The following is a 22,700-nucleotide window of genomic DNA, read 5'->3' on the forward strand; positions in this document are numbered from 1 at the left end:
CCTTCAAAACGAATAAATGTTTACCGCACAACGCTAACACAAAGGCCCAAACGGCAAAACCTCGGTCTATATCGTCTGCACTTCTTTCAAGAGCAATGCAGACTTAGGACGGCACTGACACGCCAGCGTTAACCCCCGATCCTTCTCCCCAGATAACAAACCAGGTGCATCTTCAATAGCCAACTCGCTCTCACCTTCAGCAACCAGCATCATACAGCAACCGCATTGGCCCACCCCGCAAGCGTGTGAAATCTTCACGCCTTCCTGCTGGGCTGCTTGAAGAACCGTTTGGTTCTCGGCAACGCTCAGCTCATGTGTTAAGCCATTGGCTAATTCAATCTTCACCGAATGAACGTCGCCTTCAGGCCTAGGTGTCACCTGAGCAAACTCCTCGACCAACACCTGGCTGTCCTTAACTCCAAGGCCTTTTAACGTTTTAACCACGTTGTCTTTCATGGGCGTTGGGCCGCAAACATAAAAAGCACTCTCCAGAGGGTCCGCTTGTAATGCCAAGACCCTAAGCAAAGTTTCTTCTGTCAGATACCCTGTCTCTCCATGCCAGCTAGCATGGGGTTGCTCAAAAATATTCGTGAGATTAAATCGATCTGAATAGTCAAACAGCAGTTGATTCAATTGAAGCAGAAACATCATATCCTTGATGGATCGATTCGCGTAGATCAGGTGAACCTGAGTATCCGGACACCTTGCCAAAGCCGTCTTGGCGATCGCTAAATTCGGAGTAATGCCACTTCCCCCCGAAATCAACGTTACCTGTTTCGCGTTCATAGACGCATCGGAATCAAATATAAAATCGCCAAACGGTCCTGCAACCGTCAGCTCATCGCCAGCCTTCAGTATTTCATTCAAATAGACCGATAAGCGCCCATTTTTAACCCGCTTGACACCCACCGTCAGTTTTCCTGAGTCAGGGGCTTCGCACAGAGAATAACAACGAGTGACAACATCGCCGTCAATGAGCTTACTTAACGTCACATATTGACCCGCTTTGAATGAAAAGACCCGACCATTCATACGCTCAAAAGTAATGGCTACCGACTCTGCTGTAACTTGTTGAATACTCTCTACACGTAATGTCAGTTTATGAAAACCGTCCAAACTCCGGGGCTCCAAAGCATTCAGAGACTGACCAAAGCCCGGAACATTACTTGGAAACAATTCTTCAATGGGCGCATTTTTCTCTTCAAGCTCAGGGCGAATCAGATCAAAAACCCGCTTGTAGTTATACCAGGTCACTCGCGGATATAAGTGATGAATATGATGGTAGCTCTGCCCCATCGTTAAGAAGCCCAAACCTGGGAACAAATAACTTCGAGTATTCTGGTATCGACTCTGTTGACGAGTCGGCATGTGAGGAATCCAATCAAACAACATCCCCAAAACATAACTGGCTAAGAAAATGGGCAAAATGCCTACGATCAATAACTCAAACCATAAACCGGAACCAAGCAATCCCAAAACAATAGATAAGGTAACCAAGTAATACACCAAAGACGACCGGTGAGTTTGAGTAATAACAGGGTCATCTTTAAAACGAGTTGCAGTTAAATACAGATAATTAAAGGCCAGCGTTGGTGCTCGAAGGCTGGCTTCCAACCAGGTGTCCCCCGATACCCAATGATCCGGGTCTCGATCCGGATCATTGGTAAACGCATGATGATAGTCATGGATTTTAGCAAACAGTCCAAAAGGAAGAACCAAGAACAGTAACGTCGAAATCCACCCCATTATCCGCTCAAATGGTTTCATCCAGGTGACTTCATGAGCAATATTGCCATGACCTGCTTCATGAACCACCGTGAATCCAAGATAGATCAACAAGGTTGCTGCAAACATGCCTTCAACCAAATTTAACGTTCCCGTAAAGAGCGCTACAAGCATAGCGATGTATCCAGCTAATACACCAAAAAATAAGGTAACGGTTCCCCAGGCAACGCCAGAGGAATAGGCACGCCAGCCGTCAGCTTTTGAGGTGACTTGTACTTTCTGGGCAACAACGGTGGCTGACACTTTCGCATTCATAACCAATCTCCAAACAACCTAATTGTTTTTATAAGTGTTGGTTAATGTAATCTATCCCAAACAACACACTTATCTTTTCACGCCACCGACTTGCCACTTGACGCCAAAATTTTTAAGGTCATAAAACCAACACATGAAGACAAATGAAGAGCGCAAAAATGCGACGTCAGGAGAGCGCTATGGATGCACCGTACATTAATGCCAGTTTCTTACGTGGATTCAGCGCTTTAGTGATTGCGAAAGGAGGCAATCCATTATCGCTTTACGAATCCGTCGGGTTGGATAAAGAAATATTCATCGAAGAAAGTCTGCAACCGGAAAAAGTAAAAAGTCTGTTAATTCCTTTCGATAAGTTTGTTTATCTTCTCGAAACCACCGCCAAAGAACTCAATTACCCCGACGTCGCAATACAACTGGCAAGACAGCAGGACATGATGATTCTGGCCCCGCTCGGCCCTATGCTGAACCGGTGCAATAACGTTGCGGAAGCACTGACGACCATCATCAAGTATCTGAAAATTCTGGTGTCCGGCTATCAGGTGGAAGTTATTAATCAACACGATTGCGTTACGCTCACTTTCAATGTGGACCTGCCACATATTCAGGAAATGGTGCAATACCAGGACTACGCCATGGCAAGCGCAATGAATATTATTTTTGGGATGTTAGGAAAATCATATCCGATTCGGGGGTGTTATTTTCTTCGAAGTGAAAGAGATCAACATCGCATTTCAGAATACGCCAGATACTTTGGCTGCCCGGTGGCCTTTAATTGCCGTAGCCTGTCCATCACAGCAGACCAATCCATTTTACTTGAAGACGTAAACAGCCTGATAAAACAAATCAATACGCGCGTAAACAAGGCGCTGTCATCCTATAGTCAGACCATCGTAGAGAAAGTCACGCAAGTTATCAGCTTTTCTTTAGCAAACGGCACCACCAACATCCAGGACATTGCTTCGTCCATGCATTGCAGCCAGCGAACACTTCAACGAAAGCTGCAAGAGCACAACACCTCGTTCAGTGCCCTGCTGGACTCTGTACGATTTAACATGGCCAATCAATACCTCAAAAATACCTACTATCGTTTGACAGATATCGCGATGTTGCTGGGTTATAGCAACTTGAGTTCATTCAGCAGAAGTTATCATCGTTGGAGCGGAGTATACCCAAAAGAAGTACAGAAGCGGATGAAGAATGCAGCGGACAGCAAAACCAATAAACCCTAACAAGATCCGCCCGAAGTCAGCGTTTCTGTTGCTAAGTCTAAACCAAAGCTGCACGAATAATCGCCTGCGGGAGACTTGCCGCAAGAAACAGATTTTCCTTGTTTAACGAGCGACCCGTCATCCAGACATATATCCGGCACCGCTTCCTGAGGCATGGAGTGATATAAATACTGTGCACTTTCTCCGCGAATAACAAAACTCATCCCGGTAGTACGGGAAGGGTCATCGAATGCAGATTCGCTCCATATGAAGTAAGTACCTTCAAGCCTTTGATTCATAGATTCTTGCGCATAAACATTACCCGCGCCGAAGATCAGGCACAAGATAACGAAAGATACTGGCCATAACATAATCACCTTAATACTTAACCCGCTTCTTACTCACAAAGGATTTACTGATACTCAGCCCGCCGAAATAATCCGCACTGGATTCACTGAACCCAAGGCCCGCTGCAAAGCTCAGCTTCCATCCCTCTTTAAGCTGTTGATTAAAATATGTGGTCAGCGAGCGTATTGGCTGACTTCGCTCGGTAGCCGCTTCCTTGAAACGATAGCTAACACCAAAATTTTGGGTTCGGTTGTAAAGATATTTACCACCAATCGAAACAAAAGTTCGGTCGTTGTAATCTGTTTCATCGGTGTCTCCCATCCATTGGTATCCCAAACGGGCATTAGCAACCCAACGGCCATCTCGCCATGAGCCACCAGTGAAAACAGTATAATCGAACTCGCCAGAGCTCAGGTTTTCATCTTCACTGCCCGTCGGCGCTTTGACACCCGCCCCAAGATGAAAGAGACTATTTTTAACCGGAACCCAAGGTAATGAATACTGCCCATTCAAACGTAAATCGCCGAAGCCCCAGCGCTGCTTGTCTTCTTTACTTGCCTGAGTGATGGTCTCGCCGCCTTCACGCAAAACTAAAATATTGGCCGGGCCATCAATGTAAAGATAAGGAATTTGAGCACTTAAACGCCATTGCCTCAGACTGTAACTGGCTCGGAATGGCATACTGAAGACCTTCGTGCTGCGGTCTGTCGTGTAGTCTCCATGGCTCATATAAGCCCCCACACCCAAGGTTAGTTTTTCATGCTCCGTTTTCACTTTTAACCGTTTGGGAGCATCTTTGGCTTGTTTTTTCTTTAATACAATGGGTTTGCCTGACTTCGCCCGCGTCCCCGAATCTTGATGAACGTCGTTTCTGACCTGTAATGGTGAATTTGAACTTTCTTGCGAGTACGACACTGAAGCAAACATCATGACTAAACCACCCATAAGAATGCCTCTGATAACAGCGCTCAAACGACCACTCAACACATCAAAAAGCCGTTCGGTCTGAGGCACTGGTTCCTTTAAAAATTGTGGTTTCCTCAAAAGTTCTGATTCCTTCAAAAATGCTCTCTTCTTCAAACGACCGACATGGATTGCCGCATTACTTACTCTTAGCTCACTCTCCAACGTTTTACCTTCTATTTGCCGGCTTCACCAACAATAAATTTTCTAAAATAATGGGACGATCAATATCAACTTTACTGCCATCGTACCCCTTGGTGATTTCTATAATTCTCGGCATTTTCCGACAACGATCCATATTCAGTCGCTCTATCCAAAGTCGATTGGTTTCATTCACAGGTGCAATACCAATGTGGAAGTCGTCTGCTCGTGTACAGCCGTTGCTTTTCACTTCAAACGTGATCTCTGTCGCTTTTACATTCACAGAATACAGTGGCTCTAAATAGTTTGCTTGGCTCTCCAAACTGTTGCACGCCGACACTGAAGTCAAAATCAATAAGCCTAAAGTAAAGTGCTTTTTCATGTTCAATTCCAGTTTTATCAAACCTAAAGGTATCTGTGGAGTTCCCCGGTTAAGGGAACTCCACAATAAAGACGTCCATATCCTACGTCCGTGTGGCATATAATCCTTTATATTCGTTGTGAGCCTGCGCTCATCACTAATCGCTTATTTGCGCCCTTTTTTGAAACCCAACTTCTTTAAGCTCAAACCTAATAAAGACAGCAAGCCGAACAAGAAGAAATCCGAGCTACCACCACCAGAAGAACTGTCAGACCCTGATGCTTTGCTTGCAGGAGAAGCCGATCCCGAACCAGCACTTCCAGCGGCTTTAAATTTCACATTACTGACATTAGCTTTGGCAGATGCTGTGTTTGCAGCCGTTTTACGATACACCCAGCTCACTTGATGCTTACCCGCAGATAATTCCGCCGAGTGGCGTTTTTCTCGGTTCGAGGCCCTGTCACCTGACAAACTCACGACCACTTCACCATCCACCATGAAATGAATCGTATTTCCAGGGGCATCACCCACCAAATTTACGTCAAACTCCAACACGCCAGGCCCTTCAATTTCGGTCATGATCAGAGCATCTTCATTTTCCGTCACTTGGTCACACGCCAATTCAAAAGCATCGTTTTCGCTGTCCCCGGTCCATTGAGTTTCACCATCAAAGAACCACTCCTCGTCATCCACACCCTCCATGCCATCAAAATCTTCTTCAACAACAAGGCGAGGTAAAGCAACACCAAATAAATCTACATTGATGCTCGAATGTTCTGTATCCGTGGTTGAAATAGTGAGTTTTCCTTGATGAACTTGAGAATCCGAGGCTTTAAAACCAATCAATACTTCACATTCTTCATCTGGTTCAATGGTTTTACCATCACACTCATTTTCTAAGATCTCAAAGCTCGAAGTATTATCAATACTAATACCCTGAACCGTTACAGCAGCGTCTGTATTGTTATAGAACAGAACAGCGTCTTCGACTTGATGGTCTTGCCCTGGCGCCATAAACCCTAGGAATGTCGGTACTTCATACGGGGAATCAGAAAAATCAAAGTCAGGCAGGTCAATACCATTGTCATCGTCTTCATCGTACTCGTCATCAAATTCATCATCACAATCTTCGTCGTACTCGCCACCTTCATCAGCTAACTCTTCATCAGCTAAATCGTCATCTCCGCTTTCTCCTTCCTCAAGGTCTTCGCCGTTGAAGTCATCACCAAAATCTTCATCGTCTTCGAAATGGCCGCAATCGCCTCCCAGTTCATCATCCCACTCATCATCGTCGCCTTCACCCTCATCAGGGCCACCCGGTTTAGCAGTTAAAGGCGGTACCTCGCCTGCTTTTACTTTAGCTATCCACTCGTTGTAATTAGCAACTTTGGTGTAAACCCCAAAAAAGTCTTTTTGAGCACACCCTTCACCAAAACTGACTACCCCCGCCTGAAACCAATCGCTGTCTTTTTGATACACCAGCGGCCCACCGCTATCGCCCTGGCAAGAATCCTTCCCCCCTTCAGCAAAACCGGCACAAATCATGTTATCCGTGATATCAATACCAACTTTATCGTAGTTGGCATCGCAGGTTGCACGATCGGCCAAAGGCACCTGGACCTCCTGCAGAATATTTGGAAATTCTTCACCGGACGTTGAGCGGTTTCCCCAACCCATCACTTTCAAATTTGAGCCAACGGAAAGCCCACTCATGAGAGCAGCATCCGCCAGTTTCACTGGGGCTTTGGCACTGGCTGTATCAAGCTCCAGCACGGCAATGTCGTGGTCGTCTTTGTATTCCTGATGCATGAAGATGTTTTTAACCGTCAAGGTCTCTTCTGCCGAACTTGTTTGCTTTAAGTCGTATTCACTGATCACTACCTGAATGTTGGCAGCGGTTTCATCCTCAATACAGTGAGCTGCAGTCAATACATATTTTTGATCGATCAAGCTTGCCCCACAAAAGTGCTCACCACCCGATTTACTTTGAACAGACACCATCCAGGGGTACGTGTTAGGTACTGCGTCTGTCCCGCCAATGATTCGAATCATTCTTGTATCTGCTTGAGCAGGGATTGCTGCGATTGCGCTTGATACTGCGGTAGCCAGAGCAAGCTTTTTTAAATTTTTCATGTTATTTCTCCGGTGTGCTTGTTTTGTGGGATTTTTTCCCTCTTTTCGATTATCAAGATATGTGGGAAAATTTCCCTTGTCAAAATATTTATTCTAAAATAATTGATAGAACGAGCACTGAGTCACACACAGAGAATTACCATGGGAATAAATCCCTCACTGAGTTATGATTGGCATTATGCCTGCTAATACACCCACACCACCGAACGCCGCAGAACCACCTAAAGCGGTTATTAAGGCACTCAAGAAAGTGCTTACGCCCTTAGTACGTCTGTTGCTCTCGTTCCAAATAACGCTTCCATATCTGATTGAATTACTGAAAAGTACCTATGTGGACGTGGCGGATCGCGACTTTAAACTCGATAACAAAAAACAAACCGACGCGAGAATCAGCCTATTAACCGGCGTACACCGTAAAGACACTCGTCGATTGCGCAACCAAACAGACAACGAAGAAGAGCATTCAGCAGCAGGTATCGGCTCCCAATTGGTTGCCAACTGGATTTCCAAACCAGAATATTTAGACGAGAGCGGCGAGCCCCGACGCCTGGCATTCAAAGCCAAAGCCAACGAACCTGATGAAGCCGACTTTGAGCACCTCGTCCAGTCGGTATGTAAACAAGACATGAGGGCCAGAGTTATTCTGGATGAGTGGTTACGGCTGGGCATGGCCTCCCTCATCGACGACCACTGGGTGGAACTTAATAAAAAAGCCTTTTTGCCAGACAGCAGCCTCGATGAAAAAGCCTTCTTCCTGGGAATGAACGTTGCGGATCACCTGGAAGCCGCCAGTACCAACTTACGCTCAGAACAGCCCCCCTTCCTTGAGCGTTGTGTCTATTACGACGGTTTGAGTGAAGCATCCATTCAAGAACTGAAAGTAATGGCGGAAAACCAGGGTATGGAGTTACTTCAAGCGTTGAATAAAAAAGCCATTGAGCTGAAAGAAAAAGATCAACTCAAAAACACCTCCTCCACACTGCGAATGAACACAGGGCTATATTTTTTCAGTGAACCGAGTGATTCGGATAATGAGTCGGCTTAGTCGCCTTAAATCTCTATATCTCATACTGGTTTTACTGGTAGGTTGCAGTACGCCCCAACAAACGCTGAATACCACCGCAAACACTATTCCAACTGGCCAGGAAGGTTCAGGCATTGGAGGCACAGGCGTGCACAACCCCCAAGGCATCGGAGGCACCGGAAAACCCGCCGAAACTGGCATTGGTGGAACTGGCCAAGTAGCTCATAAACCCGGTGGCATTGGTGGAACGGGCAAACAATCAGGCGAAGGCATTGGCGGTACAGGGAACGTCGCTCAAAACAAGCAAACAAAACCTGGTGGCATAGGCGGAACCGGAATTGTTGGGACCATCACGGGCTTCGGCAGCATCTGGGTCAGCAATGCGCACATCACCTTCGACGAACAAACGCCCATCACCATCAATCAGCAACCGGCATCCGCAGGCGCTTTCCAATTAGGCCAGGTAGTCGCAGTGATTGCCGATAAAACTACAGGGTCTGCAAATACCGAATTTGATTACCCGGCCAAATCCATTGATATCATTTATGAAGTATCAGGCCCGATCAATCAGATCCTGCAAGGAAAACAAGCGCTCGATATTCTGAATCAATCGGTACTGGTGGATCATCACACGGCGATTTTTGATCATAAATCCGGTGAAACCCTGACACTCGCACAATTGGATTTAGGTGACCAAATCGAAGTGAGTGGTTTCAGACGAGACGACGGCCAAATAGTCGCCAGCCGTTTAGATATCGTCCCTGAGCTGGACCAGGTTCAATTGATTGGGGAGCTTGAACAAACCTCAGAAGGCCATTGGCAAATCAACAACCAAAATTTGGCATTGGATAAATTACTTGCCGAAGAGTTGCTTGAGTCAGAAGAGCTCGATCAGAGGGTTCTGGTCAGTGGCCAGCTTGAAGGAGACATATTCCATGTTGAATCCATCAAGGCCGACTCCATCGAGTTTGTGCTCGAACACGTAAATGAACTCATTTACGAAGGCTATGTGTCAGAAACGGAAGAAGACGGAACCATCAACATTGGTGGCTACGAATTCGAACTTGAGGATGCCATAGAACTGGATGAAGGTATTGACGTTGAGGAATATGAAAACCAACTCCATGATGATGACGAGGAGTACTTCGACGAAGATGAGGCCGATACCGATTTTTACGAAGACGATTCAGAACAAGAAGACTATTCCAATCAAGAAGATGAATACGCTGAAGACGACTTCCACGATGAAGATTTCGAGGAAGAATATTACGAAGACGATGACGCGTTAGATGCTGATTTTGAAGAGGAATTCTACGAAGAAGATATGGAACCGGAATTCGAAGATTACTACTACGAGGAAGACTTCGATCCCGAGTTCGAGGAAGATTTTGACCCCGAAGAGTAAAATCAGATTATGGAGGGGTTAGTGATCTGTAGTAGTTCAGATGTATTAGTTCAGACTTGATCTAACTGCGAACCATTTTCAGCATCATACGACAATGCTTCATTTTTAAGCTGATCTATATCTGGCGAACATAAAAACCTTTTAAGTGCGTCAAACTTTTCTGCTGGCCAATCGTAAACATTTAGAGCTAATAATTCCTCTACAACAGACGGATCAAAACGATACTTAATTACTTTTGCGGGGGAGCCAGCGACAACACTATAAGGCTCTACATCACTGGTAACCACACTGTTCGCAGCGATAATGGCACCTTCTCCTATCGAAACACCTGGCATAATCATGGCCCTCATACCTAGCCATGAACCATCGCCAATATGAGTATCGCCCTTTCCAATATACGCTTGCTCAATGAAATCCATAAACGGATACAAACACAACCAGTCAGCTCGGTGGGTATGATTTCCTCCCATCAGGATCACAACCTCCGCAGCGATACACACATAATCACCGATGAACAGCTTATCTATTTTCCAGCGCGGTTCCCACTCACGGCTGATTTCATCTCCGTGCAAATACCTTACAACAGACTCCTCAAATCCTTTGTCCCATGCGTCGCTGTAATAACTGTGTTTACCTTTTACAGTAATATTTGGGTTCGATACTACTTCATGCAGCAACTGAACTTTTGACCAATGCTTATTTTGCATACTTCACCTCAAGCGAATGTTAAAACTTTCAATATTTGGTTAAAACACTAGGCAAGTCAGTGAACTTTTGGACGCTTTAAAAGAGGAATTTGTTGCATAAGCTGGTTCTTGAATGTGTATTAAAATAAGAAATCATCTTGTGAAACATACTTGGAGTTAAGATACCGCGTTTAGTTCCACCATTCGTCCTAAATCAACGCCTGAAACCTACAAAACACCTTCACCAGCAAACATGAAAACCGATAACCAGTTCTCTTTTTCTAACAGGTGAAACCAACAATCTCTTCCAACTATTTGAGACATCCAGAATTGTGAACTGATCATAATTTAGCGACCCTGTTATAAATAAACCTTTATCCTGTTTTGTTTGGTTCCTCACAATGAGTGTGAGTCATCCATGGATATTTTTATAACAGGGGAAATTATGTCTATTTCACTGATAAACTCTGAAGTTGAATTTGATCTTGATGTGAACCATGGTAATGAACAGCGTCTCAGAATCATTGAGGCATTAGAAGCCGAGATCGCACATTTCACTTTAGCAATGGATGCAATTCAAACCTTACCCAGTAGCAAGGATGAATCTATGCCTGAAGCGTTTAACGCTTACACCAACCTAATAGAATCCTATCGACACATGATCAGTGTACGAGAAGAAATCATCAAAAATCTGAAGCGAAAAAACACATAATCACATGCCATCATACGTCTACCCACTCCAGTTCGTTTAGCTTAACATTCAGGCAGATTGTCGTTGGTTTTCCAGTAATACGCGAAGCATTTTCTGCCCTACTTTCGCTGACTGTTTTTGGCATGCGGTGTGGGCAAATACAATCGCGCCCTCGATCAATATACAAATCTGCAGTGCAAAATCTTCCTCGGCTTTAAAGCCGGATTCATCAAGCACATCTTTAATAAATCCAGCAAAATTCAACTTATGTTCGGTCGATAATTTATGAACCGGATGATTCTGGTCATTAAACTCAGCACAGGCATTTATGAAGTTACATCCGCAAAAGTTCGGGCAGTTAAACCACTCATGAAGCGCCTCAAACAATGCAAATAGCTTAGCGACAGGTTCATCAGCAAAGGTATTCTCGCAGTGAAAATCAATACGCTCACTTATCCAGGCATCAAACTGCTCATCACGGAATTTCAACACCTCAAGGATCAGGTCGTCCTTCGACTTAAAGTATTTATACATCGTCGTTTTTGATACTTTCGACTCGGCTTGAACCTTATCAATGCCAGTTGCATGAAAGCCGTTTTCGCTAAAAAGTTTCAAAGCGGTTTCCAGTACAAGCTGTCGTTTATCTACTGCCATTTTATGCCTTCATCAATAGGGTCGGTTACCCGAATAATAGAACCTGTCACAGGCGCTAGGTTACCACAATCCCAAAAAAGTTCATTTTTTCGATAAATAAAAACGAAAATTAAATCTTGACTGAACAGATCTGTACACTTAATCTAATTAGCAACTGAACAGATCTGTACACATTCTTTCAGAATAGTTCGAAACGAATAAAGAACCCATTGAGCATGGCCGCTTCACTGCGAAGCAATTCAACCAGAGGACGACAGTATGAACAACTTAGCAACGACAGTATCGCCTACAGAAGAACTTAATAACTTTGTTCATTGCCTACAACCTACGGCTGTTGATACCTCTGTAGAAGCCGCCAACCAGTGCTCAAAACAACTCATTGAAGTTAAAACGCCTCTTTCTAACGATGAAATCTGGGTGGCTGCCACCCTCAAGGGTGATACTAGCGCTTTCAATAAGCTCATCAACAAGTACGAAAAGAAAGTTCGCAATATTGTGGCTCGCTATATCCCGAATAAGTACGACATCGATGACGTTACTCAAGATGTATTCATTAGCGCATTTTCTTCTTTGCAGAATTATCGTGGCGAGGCCAAGTTTTATACCTGGCTGTATCGCATTGCTACCAACACGACGCTGAACTCGTTGAAAAAACAAATTAGAACCAGAAAGTATTTCGACACACCAACCAGTGATGAAGAGGAGCAAGGAGATGTATTTGACCAATACGTCAGCACTGAACTCTCGCCAGAACAGGAAATGGTAGAAAACGAGCTGGATCAGCAATACGAAAACCAGCTTGCAGGTTTACCAAATGAAATTCGCCAAACGTTTGTTTATCGCGAGCAATTCGGCCTCTCTTATCAAGAAATTGCAGACTCACTTCAAGTGCCGATCGGCACCGTACGGTCTCGAATTTCAAGAGCAAGAGAACTTCTCGTCACAGGAATGAGTTTCTAATTGGCTATTGCCTTATTATTCAACTAAGAAAATAGGATGTTTTAAGATGAGTACACGACCACCACTCCCCCCTTTCAATGCTGAATCAGCGGCGGCAAAAGTACAGGCAGCCGAAGATGGCTGGAATACGTGTGACCCTAAAAAAGTAGCACAAGCATATACCCTGGATTCCAAGTGGCGAAATCGTTCTGAATTCGTTGAGGGTCGAGAAAATATCGAACGTTTTCTGGAACGAAAATGGAACCGCGAATTGGATTATAAACTGAAAAAAACGCTTTGGTCTTATACCGACAATCGCATCGCTGTGACCTTTTTCTACGAGTGGCGAGATGATTCCGGCCAGTGGTACCGCTCTTACGGCAACGAACTCTGGGAATTCGACGAAAAAGGTCTGATGAAAGAGCGCATCGCCAGCATCAACGACTTACCGATCAAAGAAGACGATCGCCAACTTTAACCCTTAAATTTCGCCAAACAGGAAATAAAGATGTCAGCAATCAAACTTTATCGCTACCCCATTTCCGGTCACGCACACCGAGTGGAAGTTTTTCTTGGGCTACTGGGTCTCGAGCATGAACTCATTCATGTAGATATACCGTCCGGCGAACATAAAAAGCCTGCCTTTTTAGCAAAGAACCCGTTCGGACAAGTCCCTGTCATTGAAGATGGTGATAAAGTTCTGGCTGACTCGGCTGCTATCCTTGTTTATCTTGCCAAAAAATACGACACGTCCGGCCAATGGTTACCTGAAGATGCCGATAGTTATGCCAGGATACAAAGGTACATTGCCATCGCTTCAGGCCCTGTAACTAACGGGCCGGCAGCAGCAAGACGAGCAAACCTGTTTGGTGCTGACATTAACCGAGTAGAAGTCGAGAAAATCTCAAAGCAAGTTTTAACCATTCTCAACTCAGAACTTGAAAACACCCACTGGCTGGTCGGTAATTCACCTACTTTGGCCGACGTCGCTATATACAGCTACGTCGCTCATGCGCCGGAAGGCAACATTGACCTGACGCCTTACGAGAATTTAACCGCCTGGATTGAACGGTTTGAATCTTTGAGGGGCTTTATTCCTATGCAAAAATCACCAGTTGGTCTTTTTGCATAGTTAGATCTGCCAGAATACACGGCCCTCTCTTTCAGAGGGCTTTGACATTTACAGACACAGAAATTGAGAAAGGAATCACGATGGCTTATGAAATGCTGGTTGGCTTAGAAGTTACTGATGATCACGCCTATCAAACGTACCGCGAAAACATGGCTCCGATATTAAAAAGATATGGCGGGGGCTTCCATTACGACTTTACTGTAGATCAGGTTTTAATGTCCGAAACACACAACCCGATCAACCGGGTGTTTACAATTTATTTCAAAGACGAACAAGCGAAGAATGATTTCTTTCATGACCCGGAATACTTACAGATCAAAGCAAAGTATTTCGAGTCTTCCGTTAAGGCAACCACGATTATTGCCAGTTACAACACCGATAATTGAATGACAGCTTAAACGATAATCCGAACAAACGAACAATAACTCAAGACAATTTCACATAGTGAAGTTTGAAATATTTTAGATAATAAACAATCAGAATCAAACATCATTTCGTCATACCGATGTCTGCACGTGATCACGGGAAGTTACTTCAAGTGATGAACGTCAAGAAATGGCGAGGGAGAAAAATACCATGCAACAGGCTTATTATTATTTACTATTAACAGGAGTCATCTCCACCCTACTGTGGATTCCTTACGTTGCTGCCCGGTTATTCTCTTGGAGTGTAACCTCATTTTCTCACGCCCCAACATCCGATTGTTTATCAATGAATTCTGAACTTAAAAATTCAGTTCAGAGAATACCTGCTGCAGATTGTGACAAAAGCGATAGAGCACAATTGCCGTCTTGGGCTGAACGACTCAAAGAAGCACACTTAGGCATGATCAAAACCATCCCTGCCTTTGTTGCTGTTTTACTGACCACGGATTTCCTAACTGACGTGAGCACTCACAAAATAAGTGCTGAAATTACGTATTGGTCAGGAATATTTTTCTGGGCCAACATCTCTTATGTAATCTTACACATTCTTGGCAGCGAATTTGTTAAGATTCCGGTTCAGCTTGTTGCTTGGCTGGCCATCATTGCCATTGCCGCTCAAGCCATTCTTTAATAGCTACTATTATGTTTCAGCCAGCGACAATGAGATTCGTAAATGAGTGATTCCGATTTAATTTGTCGAGTAAGAGCATGTACGATTTGCGAGCAAGAGTTACCTCTCAAACCAAAGCCCATTTTGCAGTTCAATCCGGACGCAAAAATTTTGGTGGTCGGCCAAGCTCCCGGCGCCATCACACATGAAAAAGGCATTCCCTTCGATGATCCCAGCGGCGACCGTTTACGACACTGGATGGGCATAACACGAGAGGTCTTTTACGATGAACAAAAACTGGCCATCATTCCCATGGGATTTTGCTATCCAGGCAAGGGAAAAAGTGGCGATTTACCCCCTCGTAAAGAATGTGCCGAACTGTGGCGACATGATTTACTTTCGGCTCTGACCAACATTGAGCTCACGCTGGTTATAGGTCAATACGCCCAAGCATGGCATTTGAATTTACCGAAGCAGATGACGCTAACTGAAACCGTTAAACAATGGGAATCCTTTTACCCAGCCATTATCCCTTTACCTCATCCAAGCCCGAGAAATAACATTTGGCTCAAGCGAAATGCTTGGTTTGAAACAGAGCTCCTGCCCAAGCTAAAAGACAGGGTATCTGAGATTATTTAATTGTTTTGATATCCAAGCCAGAATACTGTGTCCTAAAAACAATATGAGTAAATAAAGAAGAACACGTAACGATGAGTACACCCAAGAACACCACACCTTGCCAACTACGCCATTACCACCCCAAATACGCGAACGAAATAGCCGATGTATTTCATCATGCAGTACATGCCATAAGTTCCGAGATCTATAGTCCGGCACAAAAAGAAGCATGGGCAGAAACACCACCGAATTATCTATTTTGGAAAGATAGACTGGAGGTCAAACAACCTACGCTTGCCATCATTCATGGTAGCGTTGCTGGTTTCATCGAACTGGAACCGGATGGCCACATTGATTGCTGTTATGTACACCCGAAACATCAAAAACAAGGCGTAGCCAAACATTTATATCAAAGACTGGAAGCAAAAGCCGAAAGTCTCAACCTCAAGCAACTGTATGTCGAGGCGTCCATCATTGCTTTACCCTTCTTTGAAAAACAAGGTTTTAAAGTATTACGTGAAAACCTTGTTCTTCGAAAACAAGAAACACTGGTCAATTACACCATGGAAAAAATACTGGCAAACAAGTCATAAAATCTCGTTTAACTTACGGAAGCATATCAAAGCCTTCCGAGTCGGACGCAATGAAAGCAGTATCATCAAACACCACCCCTGCCGGCATAAAACCTATCGACCACGAATAGGCACCTAAAGGTAATGCAGGCATCAGCACCCCCAATAAACCATGATTTGATAAATTGTAACCCGTGACAATATTCCAGGATGAAACAATGGGCGAAGCAGTTGGTGTCAGCCCGCTTCCGTTATAAAAGTAAACACTGGCGTCAGGTAAAGTTAGATAAACATAAACATCCACCAGCTCATCCGGCCCTGTATTCATTATCGAGACATTCACAAGATGAGGATCTCCCGCAGAGTAACTTGCGGCATTTAAAGTAATGTCTGTCGCCAACCCAACGCCCGGTGCTGCATCATAGCCTTCCCAATGAAGAGAAAGGCCATTCGACAATGCTGGTGAATTATTATAACTGTACTGAGCTACTGCATAGTCAGACAGCTGAACACCGACAGTGGCCGTTAAGAATGCCGGAGGCAACGTTTGATAATTAAATTCTACGTCATCGGAACTCTCAAACAACACCACTTGAAACGTTCCGGGTAAGCCAGTATTGAAGTGCGGTACCCCGCGCCATTCAATCACAATTTCCCGGTTTGGCACCGAACCAAGTACATCCCAATATACACCGCCACCAGCGGAAGGGTTCCAGTCATCCCAAAGAGGCGCCAGCACGGGCCCCTCAGCAAAAAGACCACTCGCGGGTAATGGGGTATTTAAATAGCTGCAACCACTGGGTGCAGTTGTACCAACACAACCATTACTGCCCACAATCAGGCTCGACAAAACCGAATGGCCAACAGTCACATCAAAAGGCAGTGTAATTTCAGCACCAGAGTCATCTGTGAGAGGCAAAAGTGTGCCAGAGATAGACCGATAATTTCCAGATTGCACATCTGGCGCAGGATATGGCGGAGCAACCTCTAAATTAAATACAGCGCCCCCCAATTCCAACTGAAACGGCCCCTCGACTAAAGCTTGCCAACTGCCCGAATAAACACTGTCTCCGGCAACTAAATCCATCCCCAAGCCGTCATCCTCCAAGTTAGCAACCGGAACATTGTTTTCGGTCACCGATAACCCTCCAGACGAGGTAAAGCAATCGGAGTGGTATGCACTGAAAGTAACCAATTGCCCAACTTCAACCGTGAAATCATTACTTCTGGGCGCATTGGTATTGGCAATACTGATGTTGCAAGTTAAAGCCCCTAATCCACCCACATCATGAGCTCGAATGTGCCTGCCAGTTACCGACTTTCCAGCCAATGCTGTGTTCGGTTGACCACTGACTAAAATATGCCGTTTCAGTTCGTCCCAGTTAAGCGAAGGTAAAGCCGCTTTGGTTAACGCAACCAATCCGGCCACATGAGGAGTCGCCATAGAGGTGCCATTAAAGAAAACATAACCTCCGCCTAAAAAAGTGCTGAGAATGCTGGAACCCGGAGCGCCTATATCAACCGAATTTGCCCCATAGTTTGAAAAACCGGATAACGCACCATGATGATCAATTGAGGCGACTGAGATGATGTTTTCATTGTCTAAACTGGATGGGTAATGTGGACTGACATCATTATCCAGTGCATCGTTGCCCGCAGCAGCAACAAACAAAATTCCCGCCGCTTGATGAGCCGCAATCGCGTCTGCTAACGCTTGCGAATATCCGCCGCCACCCCAAGAGTTATTAGTCACAACGATATCCACGCCTGCGTTTTTCAGGTCTAGAAAATAATCCAGGCACGTAATCGCGTCCGAAGTAAAACCATTGCCCGTATTATCCAAAAACTTACACGACGCAATACTGGTTTGCCAATTAACTCCGGTAACACCAGAAGTGTTATTACCGGCTGCACCTATGGTTCCTGCCACATGGGTTCCATGGTTGTTATCGTCCATCGGGTTCCCGCTCATGGTGATAGCATTAATACCGTGGATGTCATCAATAAAACCATTCGCGTCATCATCAATGCCATTTCCGGGAATTTCGCCGGGGTTGACCCAAAGATTACCGACTAAATCGGGGTGGGTATGATCTATACCTGAATCAATAACACCCACCACATAGTTTGCGCTGCCGGTAGTTACATCCCATGCTTCAGGTGCATTCATATCAACATCATTGGCCCCTCCGGTTTGGCCAGTATTATTCAGCCCCCAAAGGTTATTAAAGTGCGTATCATTCGGAAGTGTTGCCGTTGCATGATGAACATAATCAGGCTCGGCATACTCGACACCAGGTATGTTCCGCAATCGGCTCATAACCTCTTGCGGGTCATCATGACCAGCCACCTTGATCAAGTCCAAACGCGAAACAGACTTAAACCCCCGTAATCGGGTCACTTTATTCTGATCAAATACAGCTGACGCTTTAAGCGAAGCAACGGAGTGCCCTTGGGCATAACGCACAATATACCGTTCATTGGCGTCAACAGATTTGCTTTGCTTAGGGTTGCCAGGGTCTATGGCGAACGTCGGTAAGCTCGTACCAAGTAAGAACAACAAAAGGAAAAAAACACAAGGCGGAACAAAACGGAATGGGAAAATACGGGATGGGCTCATAACGAACTCCAGGTTTTTTGCTGAACCTGAATCCAGTTCAACAAATCAATCAGGGTTCACTCACGTTTTAGACCTCCCTGACACAGGCTATCTGATAGCTTTGTTAACGTGACATCTGATACTTCGATTATCAAATAATATAGCCTAAATAATTCATGCTTTTCTCCCGCCAGTCGGAAGCCATTAATGCTTCCACTCAACGGTCATTGGATACTGCCACTGCCTTGCCAGCCAAAGAACAAAAAACGAAGTAAAACATCACTTCTCAGTTCTTCAGATTTATACGCCAGTATGAGCCGCTATCATTCAAATTTAAGTTCTTGAGCCAATTGCTGGTATTCTTTGATTAAGGTTTTCTGTTGGCTTTTCAGTTTTCCTAAGTACATCTTAGCTTTTAATAACTCTACGTTCTCAGACACCTCGTCATTCACAGGCAGCTGATTGATGTAACGTTCCTGACGCTGGATACGGTTTTGATAACCGATGATTTTTTCTTTCAGTGACTGAAAACGTCTTATCTTTTTATCGAGCAATTCAGGCATGTGAATTTTTTCAAAACTAAGCGCCAATACAGTTACACCAAACTTCAGCTCATCATCTTGCCCCTCCTCTGCTTGGGAGTAATCAGCAGAAACAGCATCAAACACCTTGGTTTCAATAGCACTGCGGTGGGTAGACAGCACTTCACGAAGCGAATGCAACCCAGACACGGCGTTAAGCTGCTTCATAACCGAAGCTTTCAACGCGGTGTCGTGCTTTTCTTCAAATTGGCTCGCCTGTACTTTCAATAACACATCAAAGGTCAGGGTTTCGCCTGTTTTCACATCCGAAGGTAACCCGGTGTAATGGACATTTTTTACTACAGGCTGAGTTGGCGCGGAAACACATCCCCCCAAAACAACCAGCACACTTAAAACCAACCACCTAAAACAAACGGGTATTAAACTCATTCCACCTCGATCCAGCGCACTTTGTCCGATGCCTTTCGCCATTACAGAAAACATAGATGACTTCTCCCAATACGACTTTACGAATACTTCACTGAATCAAAAGCTTAGAATAATATAAAAATAAGGAAAATCCGGAGGTAAGTAACAGCGAATATCCGAGAGAGTTAAAAAAGGGAATTATAAAGAGAAATGGAACCTAAGAGCGTGATCTGTGCCAGAGAACCCAACACAGACCACCTAAGCCATTAAAGGCGCGAAACTAACACATTCTTCAACTCGGAATCACTTAAAACAATAGGGTTGGTCTTCATACTGTTTCCGCCACTTTCTGCCACGATTTGATCAACATGGTAGGCAGTCATACCATAATGGCTGAGCTTGGGTAACGCTAAAGACTCAGTCCAGCGCCATAAGACAGAGACTAAATTGGATAGATGCTGTTGCTGATCACCTTCAAATCTTGTATCCAACATTTTTCCGACTAACGCATATCGCCCCAAAGCAAATGAATTCGGGTCGCGCGTCTGCAAAGCCTGAATGTTGGTTTCAGTCACTTTTGCCAGATTCGTCCCACAGGCCACCCCATGCGGTATCGGGAAATGCGCGCCTAACGGCGAAGCAATGCCATGTACTGCCCCCAGACCGGTTTGAGCCAGGCAAATACCTGAGATCATTGAGGCATACGCCAGATAGTCGTACCCTTTCAGATCCGCTTCTTCGTTTAAGCTAAAACCTCTTAAAAAATACTGCAATCCACTGAGTGCCAGCCCGTCAGTAATGGGGTTATTCTTTGGCGAGGTATAAGACTCTAACAACTGAGTAAAAGCGTCCATGGCATTTGCCACCAACTGGGCTCTTGGACAAGACATTAATAAGTTGGAATCTATAATCGCAACTTGTGCAGTGAGCCGTTCATCCCGAAACGACTTTTTAAACCCTTGATCATTCGAACTTAACACCGCGTTTTTAGTCATTTCGCTGCCCGTTCCTGCTGTAGTAGGAACTGCAATGTAAGGTAACGAAGGCCCCTGATAGCTGACACCGTGACCCACACCTTCAAGGTGATCCATCACGGAGTTGCCGCCAGGTAACAAGCCAGCAATGGCTTTTGCAGCATCCAAAGGGCTACCACCACCAACACCAACCACCACATCAAAACCATCATTTTTATGCTGAGAAACGGCTTGATCGACCCACTCCGGGGAAGGCTCGCCAGGTATACGAATCAGCGACCAAGAAATACCGGCTTTATCCAAATCGGCTTGAAGTTCAGACCAATGCTCTGAGCAGGTAAAAGACCCTCCTCCCGTCACAATCAGTGCTCTCTTACCGTAATGGGCGATTTCTCCTGCCAGCTTTGACAGCTCACCTTTTCCAAATAGAATCCGAGGTAACCGGGAAATGGTAAATGGTCGTATGGACAAGCCGGACTGCGAGTTCATTGCTTAATATTCCTTAAATAATTACCGGATGTGTAAAGTGGATTTCGTTTTTTTGCCATCAGCAAATTCAACTTTGCGCCACGAACTTTCATTGTTCAGGCTCTGCCAACGTCGCTCTTCCTTAATGTAATTCCAGTCTTTATCATTCTGAAAAAATACCTGAATATCTTTACCTTCGATGATGTTCAGGATTTCATTGTCGTGGTAGTTGTACTCGTCAAAATCAGTAATTGCCTTCTGCGCCATTTCTGAATAGTACTCGCTCATCTCTAATAACAAACGATTTATTTCTTGATCCAGCGACTTGATATTTAAGCCTATTTTCTTAGCCTCACGAGAAGTAATGGGGTAAGTATGCGATGGGTACTCTGAATTTAAATAGGTACTGATTCTTAAACATTCGTCCGAGTCCTGAATATGATAAGACAGAATTTCCTGACAAATCTTAATCGACAGCGAACTGGCACGGTCAATGGCACCGATCACCAGCGGATGAACGTATTTAAAAATATCTGAATACGGATTGCCATGATGGTCTTTCGAACTGGAATTCCACAGCTGAATAAGACGGGATAACTCATCCTGGCTGACACTGACCCGACGGTTATCCGTCTCGTCGATGGGTGACAAATCGTGCCTCAGCGAAGAATCAATGGCTGTTAAGTGTGCCAAAGGCCCCATATGAATTTCGTTCGCCCCCAAGCAAATCATGGTAGCAGCAGAAGCGCACTCCAGTGGGATGTACGCCACCAAGTCATCAAAACGTTCGCGAAGCATATTGACGATTCGCAAGGCAGCTTCAACATCTCCGCCGCCGGATTTGATAAAAATACCGGCCTTTCGTGAGGGGCCAATTTTTTCAAGGATTTCATAAAGCGCAATGACATCGTTATCACAAACGCTGCCTCTGCCAGACGACCAATAGACAATAATTTCGCGGGAAGTCAGATCACTTATTTTTTTAAGTACTTGCTGGGTTTCTTCGAACAGCAACGGCGGCTCTTTCACATCTTCCGTTCTTTCGATCATTACGTAAGTCCTTCTACGGATAACGAGTCTTTTCAGGTGAATTTATTTATCACCATTCTGCCCACAATCCGCTGAAGTTTTCAATCTTCTGCGCGTTTTTAATCCTTACTGAATTAACCGTCCGAACGGCCAAAACAAATCAATGCCAGCAATAAACCAGCGGCCCCCAAAACAACGACGCCAGATACCAGCGTCAATAATAATGCCTGTACCTGATAAAACTGCCAGCCACTCACGCCACCCGCAATGCAGGCAAGGGAAAAGTGTATTAACAACACCCAGAACGAAGTATGCCCTTCTTTAATTGAACTCCATGAAGTTAATAGCGCATACATGAGCAAGCCTAACAAAACAGCAACCACACCTTGCCCCCAAGCGGAAGCAATCAAATCACTGCTGACCAAAAAAAAGATCAAGACAGACAGTATGGGAATAATTTCATCTAATGAATGGTACATCATGGCAGGACACCTCTTACAACACACCTTGTAGAAGCCTAGATTCAGAACCCGTTAAGTGCCATAAACGGGTCAGAAACCACCAAAAATGGTCACTTTTCACCCAACAGGCGGGTCTGTTTTGATAAACAACAATTGAGCTAAATGGAACAATGACTTCAAAACAGACGAACGAAGATAACATTTGAGAACGCATTCACACTTCCAGGCCCTGTTAAATTCAGCTCGGCATATTGGCCTTTTCAATGCTT

23 protein-coding genes are annotated in these 22,700 nt (G+C 44.8%); 11 read left to right on the top strand and 12 right to left on the bottom strand.

Going from position 1 to position 22,700, the window contains the following annotated elements:
- Positions 1-66: 66 nt before the first annotated feature.
- Positions 67-2,040, bottom strand: a complete 1,974-nt coding sequence (locus ABD744_RS17985; RefSeq protein ID WP_344799949.1) for a fatty acid desaturase — start codon at positions 2,038-2,040, stop codon at positions 67-69.
- 179 nt (positions 2,041-2,219) lie between these two features.
- Between ABD744_RS17985 and ABD744_RS17990 the strand changes: the two genes are divergently transcribed.
- Entirely contained in the window at positions 2,220-3,269 is a 1,050-nt protein-coding gene (locus ABD744_RS17990; protein ID WP_344799951.1) for an AraC family transcriptional regulator, read from the top strand.
- Here the strand turns inward: ABD744_RS17990 and ABD744_RS17995 are convergent.
- The 4 genes from ABD744_RS17995 to ABD744_RS18010 all read right to left on the bottom strand — a co-directional run bounded on the left by ABD744_RS17995 (position 3,266) and on the right by ABD744_RS18010 (position 7,194).
- On the bottom strand, positions 3,266-3,619 hold the full coding sequence (locus ABD744_RS17995; RefSeq protein ID WP_344799953.1) for a hypothetical protein: 354 nt from the start codon (positions 3,617-3,619) through the stop codon (positions 3,266-3,268). The two genes, ABD744_RS17990 and ABD744_RS17995, sit on opposite strands and share 4 nt — an antisense overlap.
- 7 nt (positions 3,620-3,626) lie before the next feature.
- A complete protein-coding gene (locus ABD744_RS18000) occupies positions 3,627-4,640 on the bottom strand; it encodes a transporter (protein ID WP_344799954.1) in 1,014 nt (337 codons plus the stop codon).
- Between the two features lie 88 nt (positions 4,641-4,728).
- Positions 4,729-5,082, bottom strand: coding sequence for a hypothetical protein (locus ABD744_RS18005; protein WP_344799956.1), 354 nt, complete (start codon positions 5,080-5,082; stop codon positions 4,729-4,731).
- Positions 5,083-5,226: 144 nt separating this feature from the next.
- The gene (locus ABD744_RS18010; RefSeq protein ID WP_344799957.1) at positions 5,227-7,194 is read right to left on the bottom strand and encodes a serine protease; all 1,968 of its coding nucleotides are present in this window, start codon (positions 7,192-7,194) and stop codon (positions 5,227-5,229) included.
- A gap of 178 nt (positions 7,195-7,372) precedes the next feature.
- Between ABD744_RS18010 and ABD744_RS18015 the strand changes: the two genes are divergently transcribed.
- Together ABD744_RS18015 and ABD744_RS18020 are read left to right on the top strand one after the other, a co-directional pair.
- The gene (locus ABD744_RS18015) at positions 7,373-8,239 is read left to right on the top strand and encodes a DUF6502 family protein (protein WP_344799958.1); all 867 of its coding nucleotides are present in this window, start codon (positions 7,373-7,375) and stop codon (positions 8,237-8,239) included.
- A complete protein-coding gene (locus ABD744_RS18020) occupies positions 8,226-9,623 on the top strand; it encodes a DUF5666 domain-containing protein (protein WP_344799959.1) in 1,398 nt (465 codons plus the stop codon). The genes ABD744_RS18015 and ABD744_RS18020 overlap by 14 nt, the downstream gene beginning before the upstream one ends.
- 50 nt (positions 9,624-9,673) lie before the next feature.
- Here ABD744_RS18020 and ABD744_RS18025 read toward each other — a convergent pair whose 3' ends face one another.
- Positions 9,674-10,330 carry a CatB-related O-acetyltransferase gene (locus ABD744_RS18025; RefSeq protein WP_344799960.1) on the bottom strand — a complete coding sequence of 219 codons (657 nt, stop codon included), beginning with the start codon at positions 10,328-10,330 and terminating at the stop codon, positions 9,674-9,676.
- 424 nt (positions 10,331-10,754) lie between these two features.
- Here ABD744_RS18025 and ABD744_RS18030 point away from each other — a divergent pair, with 424 nt between their 5' ends.
- Positions 10,755-11,021, top strand: coding sequence for a hypothetical protein (locus ABD744_RS18030; protein ID WP_344799961.1), 267 nt, complete (start codon positions 10,755-10,757; stop codon positions 11,019-11,021).
- 48 nt (positions 11,022-11,069) lie between these two features.
- On the opposite strand, the gene ABD744_RS18035 is transcribed toward ABD744_RS18030, so the two are convergent.
- The gene (locus ABD744_RS18035) at positions 11,070-11,654 is read right to left on the bottom strand and encodes a TetR/AcrR family transcriptional regulator (RefSeq protein WP_344799962.1); all 585 of its coding nucleotides are present in this window, start codon (positions 11,652-11,654) and stop codon (positions 11,070-11,072) included.
- 258 nt (positions 11,655-11,912) lie between these two features.
- Here ABD744_RS18035 and ABD744_RS18040 point away from each other — a divergent pair, with 258 nt between their 5' ends.
- The 7 genes from ABD744_RS18040 (at position 11,913) to ABD744_RS18070 (ending at position 15,971) form a co-directional block, all read left to right on the top strand.
- A complete protein-coding gene (locus ABD744_RS18040) occupies positions 11,913-12,614 on the top strand; it encodes a sigma-70 family RNA polymerase sigma factor (protein ID WP_344799963.1) in 702 nt (233 codons plus the stop codon).
- 46 nt (positions 12,615-12,660) lie between these two features.
- Positions 12,661-13,071, top strand: a complete 411-nt coding sequence (locus ABD744_RS18045; RefSeq protein WP_344799964.1) for a DUF1348 family protein — start codon at positions 12,661-12,663, stop codon at positions 13,069-13,071.
- Positions 13,072-13,101: 30 nt separating this feature from the next.
- Positions 13,102-13,725, top strand: coding sequence for a glutathione S-transferase family protein (locus ABD744_RS18050; RefSeq protein WP_344799965.1), 624 nt, complete (start codon positions 13,102-13,104; stop codon positions 13,723-13,725).
- Positions 13,726-13,805: 80 nt separating this feature from the next.
- Positions 13,806-14,111 (top strand): DUF1330 domain-containing protein, encoded by a 306-nt coding sequence (locus ABD744_RS18055; RefSeq protein WP_344799966.1) that lies wholly within the window; start codon positions 13,806-13,808, stop codon positions 14,109-14,111.
- Between the two features lie 190 nt (positions 14,112-14,301).
- Positions 14,302-14,781, top strand: a complete 480-nt coding sequence (locus ABD744_RS18060) for an MAPEG family protein (RefSeq protein WP_344799967.1) — start codon at positions 14,302-14,304, stop codon at positions 14,779-14,781.
- A 42-nt stretch (positions 14,782-14,823) separates the two neighbouring features.
- Entirely contained in the window at positions 14,824-15,399 is a 576-nt protein-coding gene (locus tag ABD744_RS18065) for a uracil-DNA glycosylase family protein (protein ID WP_344799968.1), read from the top strand.
- A gap of 71 nt (positions 15,400-15,470) precedes the next feature.
- Positions 15,471-15,971, top strand: coding sequence for a GNAT family N-acetyltransferase (locus ABD744_RS18070; RefSeq protein ID WP_344799969.1), 501 nt, complete (start codon positions 15,471-15,473; stop codon positions 15,969-15,971).
- Between the two features lie 13 nt (positions 15,972-15,984).
- Here the strand turns inward: ABD744_RS18070 and ABD744_RS18075 are convergent, their stop codons facing one another.
- From ABD744_RS18075 to ABD744_RS18095, 5 genes are all read right to left on the bottom strand, one after another.
- Positions 15,985-18,570: a S8 family peptidase gene (locus ABD744_RS18075; RefSeq protein WP_344799970.1), complete on the bottom strand. Its 2,586-nt coding sequence runs from the start codon at positions 18,568-18,570 to the stop codon at positions 15,985-15,987.
- A 302-nt stretch (positions 18,571-18,872) separates the two neighbouring features.
- Positions 18,873-19,574 (bottom strand): hypothetical protein, encoded by a 702-nt coding sequence (locus ABD744_RS18080; protein ID WP_344799971.1) that lies wholly within the window; start codon positions 19,572-19,574, stop codon positions 18,873-18,875.
- Positions 19,575-19,765: 191 nt separating this feature from the next.
- On the bottom strand, positions 19,766-20,962 hold the full coding sequence (locus ABD744_RS18085; RefSeq protein ID WP_344799972.1) for an iron-containing alcohol dehydrogenase: 1,197 nt from the start codon (positions 20,960-20,962) through the stop codon (positions 19,766-19,768).
- A 21-nt stretch (positions 20,963-20,983) separates the two neighbouring features.
- On the bottom strand, positions 20,984-21,991 hold the full coding sequence (locus tag ABD744_RS18090; RefSeq protein ID WP_344799973.1) for an ATP-dependent Clp protease proteolytic subunit: 1,008 nt from the start codon (positions 21,989-21,991) through the stop codon (positions 20,984-20,986).
- Positions 21,992-22,104: 113 nt separating this feature from the next.
- Positions 22,105-22,452, bottom strand: a complete 348-nt coding sequence (locus ABD744_RS18095) for a hypothetical protein (RefSeq protein ID WP_344799974.1) — start codon at positions 22,450-22,452, stop codon at positions 22,105-22,107.
- Positions 22,453-22,700 lie beyond the last annotated feature (248 nt).

Origin of the sequence: Litoribacillus peritrichatus, assembly GCF_039537985.1 — a bacterium.
Taxonomy (GTDB): domain Bacteria; phylum Pseudomonadota; class Gammaproteobacteria; order Pseudomonadales; family Litoribrevibacteraceae; genus Litoribacillus; species Litoribacillus peritrichatus.

What these genes read in the sequence shown, in the direction of transcription:
- ABD744_RS18060 (WP_344799967.1), top strand. Translation starts at nt 14,302, where the DNA reads ATGCAACAGGCTTATTATTATTTACTATTAACAGGAGTCATCTCCACC.
- ABD744_RS17985 (WP_344799949.1), bottom strand. Translation starts at nt 2,040, where the DNA reads ATGAATGCGAAAGTGTCAGCCACCGTTGTTGCCCAGAAAGTACAAGTC.
- ABD744_RS18005 (WP_344799956.1), bottom strand. Translation starts at nt 5,082, where the DNA reads ATGAAAAAGCACTTTACTTTAGGCTTATTGATTTTGACTTCAGTGTCG.
- ABD744_RS18030 (WP_344799961.1), top strand. Translation starts at nt 10,755, where the DNA reads ATGTCTATTTCACTGATAAACTCTGAAGTTGAATTTGATCTTGATGTG.
- ABD744_RS18025 (WP_344799960.1), bottom strand. Translation starts at nt 10,330, where the DNA reads ATGCAAAATAAGCATTGGTCAAAAGTTCAGTTGCTGCATGAAGTAGTA.
- ABD744_RS18035 (WP_344799962.1), bottom strand. Translation starts at nt 11,654, where the DNA reads ATGGCAGTAGATAAACGACAGCTTGTACTGGAAACCGCTTTGAAACTT.
- ABD744_RS18045 (WP_344799964.1), top strand. Translation starts at nt 12,661, where the DNA reads ATGAGTACACGACCACCACTCCCCCCTTTCAATGCTGAATCAGCGGCG.
- ABD744_RS18010 (WP_344799957.1), bottom strand. Translation starts at nt 7,194, where the DNA reads ATGAAAAATTTAAAAAAGCTTGCTCTGGCTACCGCAGTATCAAGCGCA.
- ABD744_RS18085 (WP_344799972.1), bottom strand. Translation starts at nt 20,962, where the DNA reads ATGAACTCGCAGTCCGGCTTGTCCATACGACCATTTACCATTTCCCGG.
- ABD744_RS18075 (WP_344799970.1), bottom strand. Translation starts at nt 18,570, where the DNA reads ATGAGCCCATCCCGTATTTTCCCATTCCGTTTTGTTCCGCCTTGTGTT.
- ABD744_RS18055 (WP_344799966.1), top strand. Translation starts at nt 13,806, where the DNA reads ATGGCTTATGAAATGCTGGTTGGCTTAGAAGTTACTGATGATCACGCC.
- ABD744_RS18050 (WP_344799965.1), top strand. Translation starts at nt 13,102, where the DNA reads ATGTCAGCAATCAAACTTTATCGCTACCCCATTTCCGGTCACGCACAC.
- ABD744_RS18080 (WP_344799971.1), bottom strand. Translation starts at nt 19,574, where the DNA reads ATGTTTTCTGTAATGGCGAAAGGCATCGGACAAAGTGCGCTGGATCGA.
- ABD744_RS18070 (WP_344799969.1), top strand. Translation starts at nt 15,471, where the DNA reads ATGAGTACACCCAAGAACACCACACCTTGCCAACTACGCCATTACCAC.
- ABD744_RS18015 (WP_344799958.1), top strand. Translation starts at nt 7,373, where the DNA reads ATGCCTGCTAATACACCCACACCACCGAACGCCGCAGAACCACCTAAA.
- ABD744_RS17995 (WP_344799953.1), bottom strand. Translation starts at nt 3,619, where the DNA reads ATGTTATGGCCAGTATCTTTCGTTATCTTGTGCCTGATCTTCGGCGCG.
- ABD744_RS18090 (WP_344799973.1), bottom strand. Translation starts at nt 21,991, where the DNA reads ATGATCGAAAGAACGGAAGATGTGAAAGAGCCGCCGTTGCTGTTCGAA.
- ABD744_RS18065 (WP_344799968.1), top strand. Translation starts at nt 14,824, where the DNA reads ATGAGTGATTCCGATTTAATTTGTCGAGTAAGAGCATGTACGATTTGC.
- ABD744_RS18040 (WP_344799963.1), top strand. Translation starts at nt 11,913, where the DNA reads ATGAACAACTTAGCAACGACAGTATCGCCTACAGAAGAACTTAATAAC.
- ABD744_RS18095 (WP_344799974.1), bottom strand. Translation starts at nt 22,452, where the DNA reads ATGATGTACCATTCATTAGATGAAATTATTCCCATACTGTCTGTCTTG.
- ABD744_RS18020 (WP_344799959.1), top strand. Translation starts at nt 8,226, where the DNA reads ATGAGTCGGCTTAGTCGCCTTAAATCTCTATATCTCATACTGGTTTTA.
- ABD744_RS17990 (WP_344799951.1), top strand. Translation starts at nt 2,220, where the DNA reads ATGGATGCACCGTACATTAATGCCAGTTTCTTACGTGGATTCAGCGCT.